Origin of the sequence: Rathayibacter sp. AY1C1 (assembly GCF_002932105.1) — a bacterium.
In the GTDB taxonomy this organism is placed as follows: domain Bacteria; phylum Actinomycetota; class Actinomycetes; order Actinomycetales; family Microbacteriaceae; genus Rathayibacter.
Genome location: NZ_PSWH01000058.1, coordinates 1 through 9,358, shown reverse-complemented (window position 1 = coordinate 9,358; position 9,358 = coordinate 1). Strand labels below are relative to the sequence as shown.

The window sequence follows — 9,358 nt, the reverse complement described above, 5'->3', positions numbered from 1 at the left end:
GTGCTCCCTCCGCGGACCTGCGCCGACGACCCCCGCCTCTGCACTCCTGCGCCCGAGCCGACCATCGGCGGGCCCCTCACCTGAGCCCCGGCTCGCGGCCCGCCCCGCCTGCGGGGATAGTGGAGGCATGAGCAGACTCCTCCTCGGCCTCCTGACCAACGCCGTCGCGATCTGGCTCACGACCCTGGTCGTGGCGGGCGTGCGCGTGGACCCGTACGAGGAGGGCCCCGCAGCGGCGGTCCTCACGTACCTGCTGGTGGCGGTGATCTTCGGCGTCGTCAACGCCGTCGTCGGCGGGGTGGTGCGGGTGGTCGCGTTCCCCCTGTACGTGCTGACGCTCGGCCTGGTCTCGTTCCTCGTCAACGGCCTCCTGCTGCTGCTGACCGCCTGGATCAGCGGCCTCTTCGGCTTCGGCCTCGTCGTGGACGGCTTCTGGTGGGGCGTGCTCGGCGCCCTCGTGCTCGCCCTGGTGAACTGGTTCATCGGCCTCCTCCTGCGCCCCTTCCTCCGCCGCCGTCAGGGCTGACACCGCGGGCTCGGCAGTCAGCATCGGCCACGCCGCCGCCGCCCGGGAGGCGTCGCGCGCCATCGGTGGACGACGGCCGCGATCGGCCTGCTGTGGAGGAGCCGCGGTGCGCCATGATGGGCGGGTGACCCCCGACTCCCCTGCGCCCTCGGCCTTCGCCGTGTGCTTCGTCTGCACCGGCAACATCTGCCGGTCGCCGATGGCCGAGGTGGTGCTGCGCTCCCTGGCGGAGCAGGCGGGGCTCGGCTCCGCGATCGAGATCAGCTCGGCCGGCACCGGCGAGTGGCACCTCGGCGAGCACGCCGACAGCCGCGCCCTCGCGGCGCTGGAGCGGCACGGCTTCGACGGGGGCCGCCACCGCGCCCAGCTCTTCGACCCGTCCCGCTTCTCCGAGTTCGACCTGGTCGTCGCGCTCGACCACGGGCACGAGCGCGCGCTGCGCTCCTGGGCGCGCACCGAGGTCGACCGGCAGAAGATCCGCCGCCTGCTCGACTTCGAGCCCGGCCTCTCCCCGCAGGGCGACGTCCCCGACCCCTACTATTCCGATGCGGCGGCGTTCGACTCGGTGCTCGCGCTCATCGAGCGCGCCTGCCGGGCCCTCTTCGCCCAGATCGAACCAGGACTGCGCGGCAACCGCTCGGTCCGCCCCGACTCCACCGACGCGCGCGCCGCCCTCGCGCAGGACACCTGAGAACCGGAAGGCACCACCGCATGACCTCGCTCCCCACCCAGCCGCTGAGCCCCCTCGACGGCCGCTACAGCGGTGCCGTCTCGTCGCTCGGCGAGTACCTCTCGGAGGCGGGGCTGAACCGCGCGCGGGTGCACGTCGAGGTCGAGTGGCTGCTGGCGCTGACCGACCGCCGCCTCTTCGGCTCCGAGCCCGTCGACGCGGCGACCGCCGAGGAGCTGCGCCGCCGCGCCCGCGACTTCGGCCAGCCCGAGATCGACGAGCTGGCGACCCTCGAGGCCCGCACCCGCCACGACGTGAAGGCCGTGGAGTACCTCGTCCGCCAGTGGCTCGAGGAGCTGGGCCTGCAGCGCATCGCCGAGCTCACCCACTTCGCCGCCACCAGCGAGGACATCAACAACCTCTCCTACGCGATCGTGGTCCGCCAGGCCGTCGGCGAGATCTGGCTGCCGAAGCTGCGCTCGGTCGTCGCGTCGCTCCGGGATCTGGCCGTCCGCTACCGCGACGAGTCGATGCTCAGCCGCACCCACGGCCAGCCCGCGACCCCGACCACGATGGGCAAGGAGTTCGCCGTCTACGCGTACCGGCTCGAGCGGGTCGTCGCGCAGATCGAGGCGACGGAGTACCTGGGCAAGTTCAGCGGAGCGACGGGCACGTTCGCCGCGCACCTCGCCGCCGACCCCGGCACCGACTGGCCCGCCCTCGCGGAGGAGTTCGTCACCTCCCTCGGCCTCGTCTTCAACCCGCTGACCACCCAGATCGAGTCGCACGACTGGCAGGCCGAGCTCTACGGCAGGGCCGCGCACGCGAACCGCATCCTGCACAACATCTGCACCGATGTCTGGACCTACATCTCGCTCGGCTACTTCCGGCAGATCCCCCAGGCCGGGGCGACCGGCTCGTCCACGATGCCGCACAAGATCAACCCGATCCGCTTCGAGAACGCCGAGGCGAACCTCGAGCTCTCCAGCGCCCTGCTCGACTCGCTCGCGCAGACCCTGGTCACCTCGCGCCTCCAGCGCGACCTCACCGACTCGACCACGCAGCGCAACATCGGCGTCGCGTTCGGCCACTCCCTCCTCGCCCTCGACAACATCGCCCGCGGCCTGCTCGAGATCGACCTCGACCCGACCGCCCTCGCCGCCGACCTCGACGGCAACTGGGAGGTGCTGGCCGAGGCGATCCAGACGGTGATCCGTGCAGAGGTGGCGGCCGGCCGCTCCTCGATCACCGACCCGTACGCGCTGCTGAAGGACCTGACCCGCGGCAAGCGCCTCGGTGCCGACGACCTCGCCGTCTTCGTGCAGGGTCTCGACATCGGCGACGCGGCGAAGGAGCGCCTGCTGGCGCTGACGCCGGGCGGCTACACGGGCCTCGCCTCGTCGCTGGTCGACCGCCTGAGCTGATCCGCCGGGCAGCGAGCGCGCGGGTGCCGCCGTCCTCGAGAGCGAGCACTCCGACTCCTGCGTGCTCGCGGCGGCGCGGTCGACGGCGGCGCGATGTCGGGGGTCGCACCTAGCGTCGGCGGCATGTCAGCGTGCGCGATCGGAGGGTGCGCCTCCTCGGCCGAGACGGGCGCCCCCCTCGCGCTCTGCGCGGCGCACCTCGAGCTCGCGCACGACTGGGTCGCCCGCGAGGACGGCGTGATCGACGCCCTGCCCTCGCCGTGCGCGGCGTGCGGGTCCCGCCTGGGCGTCCGGCTCCCCTCCGCCTGGCTCTGCGCCGCCTGCGAGTGGCGGCTCGGCGATGCTCCCGACGGCGAGCTCCCGCCGCCCCGGGTCGACGTCGTCTACTACATCCGCTTCGGCGAGCGGATCAAGATCGGCACCAGCGGCAATCCCCGGCAGCGCCTCCACCGGCTCCGGCACGAGGAGCTCCTCGCGTTCGAGCGCGGCGGGCGAGCACTCGAGCAGCACCGGCACGCCCAGTTCGCCGACGAGCGCCTGGAGCGCACCGAGTGGTTCGCGCGCAGCCCCGCGCTCGACGCCCACATCGAGACCGTGCGCGCCGGGGAGCCCGACCCCTGGGCCCTGCACCGCCGCTGGCGCAGCGAGGCGCTGGCCCTGCGGCTCTGACGCGTCGGCTGCGAGCGGGCGGCTGCGACTCGACCGCTCCGACTCGCCGGCTCCCACTCGACGGTTCCCGCTCGCCGGCACTGCATCCACGGGTCCCGCTCCGCCGAGCCGGACACCGGGACGGAGCGCCGGGGAGGGCGCGCCGGGGACGGGTCCCCCGAGGACCGTCCCGCAGCCGCCGCACGACGCGCTCAGCGCCCCCAGGCGTCGACGAGCAGCGGACCACGGACATCGCGGAGCCGGTCGACCAGACGGTCCGCCAGCGCGGCCGTGACTCCCGTGGCGACCAGGTCGTGGGGGCCGAGCGGCAGCAGCTTCCCCGTGCGGATGCGCACCACCTCCCACCCGGCGGAGCGGAGCGCGCGGTCCTTCCGCCGGTCGGCCTCCTCGCGGTGCCCGACGTGCTCGAGTCCGTGACGGCCGGTGGAGTCGTACTCGATCGCGACGCGCAGCTCGCCGAGCACCAGGTCGGGCCACGCCTCGCAGTGCTCGAAGAACGGCCGCTTCAGACGGACCGCCGTGTGCGCCGGGTCGAAGACGAGCCGCTCGGCGAGGAGAGCCCGGAGCCGCGCCTCGACGGCGGAGGCGGGAGGAGGCGCGCACCGGCTCGCGAAGGGCTCGCCGACGGGGAGGTCCGGCGTCTTCGGGCACACGCGGGCGGGCCGGGCTCGGGAGCGCGGCCCGAGCGGCGGCAGCTGGAGGACTCGATCGAGCGGACGGAGGAGTCGACGACGCGGCGCGCGCGGATCCGCTCGGGTCGGCGGGTGACACGGACCCGCGGCCGGTGGGTGACACGGACGTCGGGAGCCCCCGCGCGATCACGGCGGGCGGCGCCAGGAGGACGAAGGAGCCGTCGTCGGGGGCGGCCGCCGGCGCGAGCACCTCGGCGAGCCGGCCGCCGATCATCGGCGCGGCCCGGGGCAGGCGCGGCGAGGCGAGCTCGGCGCAGTCGGGGCACCAGGAGGAGCGGCGCCGCTCCCGGCCGGGACGGTGGCGCTGCTCCTCGGGAGTGGCGACGAAGACGTGTCCGGCGTCGCAGAGCCAGCACAGGTACACGTCTGCCGCGGGCGGGATCTGGCTGAGCACGATGCCCTCGTTGTACTCGGGCCGGTACTGCCGCACCAGGACGGGGTAGGACGCCCAGGCCTCCCGGTAGGTGCCGACCGCGTAGGGGACGTCGGCGCCGCGCGAGAACCGCCGCCTCTGCCACCATCGCCCGATCGCCTCCGCCACCCTCCGCACGCTACGCGCGACCACCGACGCGGAAGCGGCGCCCGCGTGCGCAGGCGGGATCTCGAGACGCCCTCCCGACTGCTCGATCAGCATGCGCGGCGGAAGGGACTATCCGCCCGCGCGGCGTGCTCCCGGCCGACTGGGAGCGGCGGAGCCGTCCCTCACCTAGTGAGCGGAGTCCTGCTCGTCGATGTCCGCGATCTCGGCCTCGTCGGGCTTGAAGGTCAGTGAGAACATGGCGATCGCGACGAGCACGACGATGAAGGCGACGCCGAACGAGATGAGCGCGACGACCGGCTCGCGGGTCGAGAGCATGACGACCAGGCCGACGAAGGCCGCCATCACCGCGGAGAAGCCGATGAGCTCGAGCGGGCGCAGGCGGTCCTTGCGGGTCGGCTGGAACGTGCGGGGCGTGAACTCGCCGGGGTCGCGCGCCGGGGCGGAGTCGGCCGCCGAGGCGCGGTCGGCGGGAGAGGCGGGGTCGGCCGCCGAGGCGCGGTCTGCGGGAGAGGCGGGGTCGGGCTGCTGGCCTTCGGCGGTCATCGGTCTCCTCCGGAGGTCGGTGTCGTGGGGGCGACGGGATCGTGTCCGGTGGCTGCGTCGGCGCCGGCGGCCCATTTGAGCGAGAACGCCGCGATGGCGAGGAAGACGGCGACCATCACGGCGTAGGCGCCGAGGAGGCCGACGGTGACGACGGGGTGGGGCGGGAGGAGTCCGAAGGCGGCGCCGAGGAGCATCGTGCCGACGCCGACGATCACGGAGTCGCGGGCGGCGAGGCCCTGACCGCGACGGCCGCTCGAGAACTCGAGGAAGCCGGAGAGCAGCGCCCAGCCGGCGACGAGGGCGACGAAGGAGAGCAGGTTGGCGACCGGAAGCGCGACGAGCGCCGCGACTCCGGCGACCAGGGTGAGCACCGCGGAGCCGAGGGCGAGCGGGCGGGCCCGGCCGCTCCAGCTGCGGAGCCCGAGGGCGAGCGAGACGGCGCCGGTCGCGATCGCGAAGCCGCCAAAGACGGCGAGGCCGAAGGCGGGCCCGTGGTCGGGCGAGAAGGTGACGACGCAGCCGGCGACCGCCGCGATCACGGCGCGCGCGAGGGGCAGGGTCCACAGGCGGCGGTCGGAGTCGGCGGCGATGGCCACGGTCGAGCCTCTCTGGGATGGAGGGAGAAGGCGTCCGGGAGCGGACGGCTGGGCGCGCGACGGCACGGCGACGCGGACTCCACCGATTTTACGCTCCCGCGGCTCCGCCCAGGCCCGGAGCGGGGCCCGGGGCGCGATCCGGGGCGAAGTCGCAGGCGGCTCAGCCGAGCCAGACCTCCTCGACCCGCGGGAACACGGCGTCGGCGGAGAAGCGCTCGCGGAAGCGCGCCCCGGCCTTCTCGACGACCTCGGCACGGGCGTCCTCGTCGGTGATGAGCTCGGTCAGCGCGGCGGCGAGGCCCTCCACGTCTCCGGGCGCGACCACGCGGCCGCAGCCGTCGCCGAGGACCTCGGGGATGCCGCCGACCGCGGTCGAGACGACGGCGGCGTCGCGGGCGAGGGCCTCGAGGATGAAGATCGGCATCGCCTCGTCGCGCGAGGGCAGGACGGCGATGGACGCCTCGTCGAGCAGGGCGAGCAGGCGGGCGTTCTCGAGCGAGCCGAGGAACTCGATCCCCGGGACGCCGCGGTCGACGACCTCCGGCTCGCGGATCGGACCGGCGACCAGCAGGCGCCAGCCCTCCTTGCCCTCGACCTCCGCCCACGCCTTCTGCAGCACGTCGACGCCCTTGCGGTGGCTGACGACGCCGCCGAAGACGACCGTGCGGGTCTTCTCGCGCGGGGTGCCCTGCTCGAGCGCGTTGGGCACGAGGTGCACGCGGTCGGCGGGGACGTAGCGGCGGCAGATCGCCGAGGTCTCCTCCGAGAGCGAGATGATCTCGTCCGCGCTGCGCAGCACGTCCTTCACCAGGCGCGGGTGCGCGGCGGTGAAGGCGGCGAACTCGCTGCCGTGCAGGTGGGCGACCGTGCGCAGGCCCAGGCGGTGCGCGAGGCGGAGGAGGGACCCCTCGCGGAGGAACGAGCCGCGCTCCGAGAGGTGGACGACGATCACGGCGCCGGGCTCCCGGCGCGCGATCGCGACGATGCGGGCGGCGGCGCCGGCGGCCAGGCGGGCCGCGGCGACGTGCTCGCCCGGAGCGGTGCGGGAGGAGATCACCCGGACGTCCGAGCGCTCGAACGGCCAGCGCAGGTACCCGTTGACGACCTGCGTCATGCCTCCGGGGACCTCTCCGCTGCGGCCGACGTGGTACACCCGCGTCTTCGGGCCGGCAGGGGCTGCCGCGGCGGCCGGGCGGCTGCGGGGCGGCACGGCGAGCAGCGCCTGGATGTCGTCGCGGACGCCGCGGAGGCGTCCGCGGGCGACGAGCAGCTTCTCGAGCAGCTCGCTCCGGCGGGCGACCACGGCGGAGAAGGTCTCGACGCCGGCGGCCGGGGTCGTCCGGGACATGTCGACGGTGACGTCGTGGATCCCGATGGTCTCGAAGTGGCGCGAGGCCTTCGTCGATCCGTCCATCTGCAGGCTCACCGGGGCCGCGCCCTCGGTGAACGCCATGATGATCACGTGCAGGCGGTCGCTCATCGCGACGCGGGCCGTGCGGTAGAGCTCGCGCAGCAGGATCTCGTGCTCGTCGTGGGTGTGCGCCGGATCCCAGTCGAGGATGTCCGCGTCGAGGTCGGCGGCGAGACGGCGGGAGCGCTCGGCGTCGACGGCGACCTGCGTGACCACGACGATGTCGAGGTCCTCGCGCTCGGCGAAGCCCTTGATCGCGGCCAGCCACTCCTGCTCGGGATAGGGGCGGGCGTCCACCTCGTGGTCCTCGCGGAGGGAGAGGACCAGCACACGCCGCTCCTCGTCGGGCTGCGCGGCGAACGCGGTCAGCTCCGCGTCGCTCGAGCCCTCGCCGTAGCCGAGGTCGGGCATGGCGGCGCCGACGCGCATGTAGCCGGCGGTCTTGTCGTCGCGCCAGCGGGTGTAGCTCGAGAGCGCCATCGAGGGCCACATGATCGCGCGGGGCAGCGGGGCGAAGTTGCGGGTGCCCACGCCGGCGCGGATCACGCGGCCGCCGCCGAGGCGCACCAGGGCGATGCCCGGGAGCATCACGAGGTGCTCCTTCATCCCGATCAGGGTCAGCTGGATCTCTCCCGGCTTGAACACCGAGTTCGCCCGGCCGGCGAGGGCCTCGCGAGCGAGCGCCGCGTACCAGCGCAGGAGCGAGCGGTACACCGTGTCGTCCGGGCACAGGCGCAGGCCGTCGTCGTAGCCCCACGGCGAGTGGCCCACGTAGACGTGGAGCGGACCCGACTCGCGGAGCCAGTCGAGGAGCTGGCGACGCAGGATGATGTCGCCGATGTTCTCGTACTGGCCGCGGCCGACGGCGAAGATCGATCGGGCAGGTGTCACGGGCGGGCCTTTCGGAGGGGTTCGCGTGGGGGTGACCGGTGCGGAGCGGGGAGCGTCGCGGGTCTCCCCGGTCGATCCTCCTGCCGCGCTGCCGTCGTGGGCCGGGCCGGCCGGGCTCCGCAGGAGCGGGCTCGGGGCCGATGGCGCCCCGGGCAGACTAGCGCAGGCGGGCTCGGCGGCTCGAGGAGGAGTGCTCGCGTCAACAGCCGTTGGTGACCAGGAAGGCCTTGAGGAAGGCGCCGGTCTGGTAGACGTACTGGTTCACCAGGTAGTCCAGGCCCATCGGCTCGCCCGAGGGCACCATCGAGAGCTCGCCGGAGTAGCAGCGCTCGATGATCATCTCGGCGCGCACGAGGTGGGAGGCGTTGGTGATCACGATGACGTGGTCCCAGCCGTACTGCTCGGCCATGTCGCGCAGCTGCCGGGCCTCTCCCTGGGTCGTGAGCGGGTCGGCGGAGTAGCAGAGGACGTCGCCGCCGGGCTCGTTGCACTTCTTGTACTTCTTGGCCTCGTAGGGAGCGTTCATCTCGCCGGGGCCGACCGAGAGCACCATCGTGTCCGTCGCCCCGGAGGTGATGATCCGGCGGGCGAACTCGACGCGTGCCCTCGTGGAGGGGCCCAGCACGAAGACCGCGTCCGCCTGCTCAGGGATCGGGTCGATCGGGGGCGTGACGTAGAGCGGGATCCCGGCGCCGAAGAGGGCGAGCACCACGAGGGGGACGAGCAGGAGCCGTCCGATCACGGTGCGAGCGCGGACCCGGGGGCATCTCGGGCGCTCCCGGGACGGCGGGGTGGACGGGCGGTCGCCGGTCGCGGTCGTGGCCGTGTCCATCGCGTCCTCCCTCTCGTCGGGACCGCCGCTCGCCCGCGGCGGGTGATCCGCGACGCGGGTGCGACGGCGATCACCAGTGGAGAGCCCATCATCGCAGTGTTTCGGCGAGGGGTCGGCCCGGTGAACGCCCGGTCAATTCTCTCGCCCAGCGGCCCGGCCCGGGGCCGTGTCCAGAGTCGCCGGGTAGGGTCACCGTTCCTCGACCGAGCAGCACTCCCCCTCGTCCATTCCGCGGACGGGCATTCCCGGAGTCCCCTCCCGATCCGACATCCGCCCTCCGATCCGTCGTCGACAGCGCGTGTGACCGTTCCGTATACACGCATGCGCGGCGGTCCGCCAGTCCTTCAGCGGAATCGCTGATACAAGCCCGACCACCACGCCCGAATGGGGTACTACAACCTGAATCCGTCTCATCCAGCCATCAGTCGCAAGGCCCGTCTATAGCGTCGGGAGGACCAGCACCACCCCCTTGTGACGGCCCAGTCGGCGAGCGCAGCTCCCTCCGACAGTCTCGTCCTGCGCTACGCGCTCGACGAGACGAGCGGCACGACCGTCGCCGACAG

The 9,358-nt window shown here is 73.7% G+C and carries 9 protein-coding genes; 4 read left to right on the top strand and 5 right to left on the bottom strand.

Going from position 1 to position 9,358, the window contains the following annotated elements:
* Nucleotides 1–127: 127 nt before the first annotated feature.
* From C5C71_RS16835 to C5C71_RS16820, 4 genes are all read left to right on the top strand, one after another.
* Nucleotides 128–526, top strand: coding sequence for a phage holin family protein (locus C5C71_RS16835; RefSeq protein ID WP_104226630.1), 399 nt, complete (start codon nt 128–130; stop codon nt 524–526).
* 124 nt (nt 527–650) lie between these two features.
* Nucleotides 651–1,217, top strand: coding sequence for a low molecular weight protein-tyrosine-phosphatase (locus C5C71_RS16830; RefSeq protein WP_181065755.1), 567 nt, complete (start codon nt 651–653; stop codon nt 1,215–1,217).
* Between the two features lie 20 nt (nt 1,218–1,237).
* A complete protein-coding gene (gene purB, locus C5C71_RS16825; protein ID WP_104338151.1) occupies nt 1,238–2,620 on the top strand; it encodes an adenylosuccinate lyase in 1,383 nt (460 codons plus the stop codon).
* 123 nt (nt 2,621–2,743) lie between these two features.
* The gene (locus tag C5C71_RS16820; protein WP_104233549.1) at nt 2,744–3,289 is read left to right on the top strand and encodes a GIY-YIG nuclease family protein; all 546 of its coding nucleotides are present in this window, start codon (nt 2,744–2,746) and stop codon (nt 3,287–3,289) included.
* A 191-nt stretch (nt 3,290–3,480) separates the two neighbouring features.
* Here the strand turns inward: C5C71_RS16820 and C5C71_RS18090 are convergent, their stop codons facing one another.
* The 5 genes from C5C71_RS18090 to C5C71_RS16795 all read right to left on the bottom strand — a co-directional run bounded on the left by C5C71_RS18090 (nt 3,481) and on the right by C5C71_RS16795 (nt 8,795).
* A complete protein-coding gene (locus C5C71_RS18090; protein WP_258059920.1) occupies nt 3,481–3,942 on the bottom strand; it encodes a hypothetical protein in 462 nt (153 codons plus the stop codon).
* Nucleotides 3,943–4,687: 745 nt separating this feature from the next.
* On the bottom strand, nt 4,688–5,065 hold the full coding sequence (locus C5C71_RS18025) for a hypothetical protein (protein ID WP_258067008.1): 378 nt from the start codon (nt 5,063–5,065) through the stop codon (nt 4,688–4,690).
* Nucleotides 5,062–5,661: a DUF308 domain-containing protein gene (locus C5C71_RS16805; protein WP_104225185.1), complete on the bottom strand. Its 600-nt coding sequence runs from the start codon at nt 5,659–5,661 to the stop codon at nt 5,062–5,064. The genes C5C71_RS18025 and C5C71_RS16805 overlap by 4 nt, the downstream gene beginning before the upstream one ends.
* 160 nt (nt 5,662–5,821) lie before the next feature.
* Nucleotides 5,822–7,963 (bottom strand): glycosyltransferase family 4 protein, encoded by a 2,142-nt coding sequence (locus tag C5C71_RS16800; protein WP_104338150.1) that lies wholly within the window; start codon nt 7,961–7,963, stop codon nt 5,822–5,824.
* A gap of 199 nt (nt 7,964–8,162) precedes the next feature.
* Nucleotides 8,163–8,795, bottom strand: coding sequence for a YdcF family protein (locus C5C71_RS16795; protein ID WP_104247644.1), 633 nt, complete (start codon nt 8,793–8,795; stop codon nt 8,163–8,165).
* Between the last annotated feature and the right edge of the window lie 563 nt (nt 8,796–9,358).

What these genes read in the sequence shown, in the direction of transcription:
- C5C71_RS16835 (WP_104226630.1), top strand. Translation starts at nt 128, where the DNA reads ATGAGCAGACTCCTCCTCGGCCTCCTGACCAACGCCGTCGCGATCTGG.
- purB (WP_104338151.1), top strand. Translation starts at nt 1,238, where the DNA reads ATGACCTCGCTCCCCACCCAGCCGCTGAGCCCCCTCGACGGCCGCTAC.
- C5C71_RS16820 (WP_104233549.1), top strand. Translation starts at nt 2,744, where the DNA reads ATGTCAGCGTGCGCGATCGGAGGGTGCGCCTCCTCGGCCGAGACGGGC.
- C5C71_RS18025 (WP_258067008.1), bottom strand. Translation starts at nt 5,065, where the DNA reads ATGACCGCCGAAGGCCAGCAGCCCGACCCCGCCTCTCCCGCAGACCGC.
- C5C71_RS16795 (WP_104247644.1), bottom strand. Translation starts at nt 8,795, where the DNA reads ATGGACACGGCCACGACCGCGACCGGCGACCGCCCGTCCACCCCGCCG.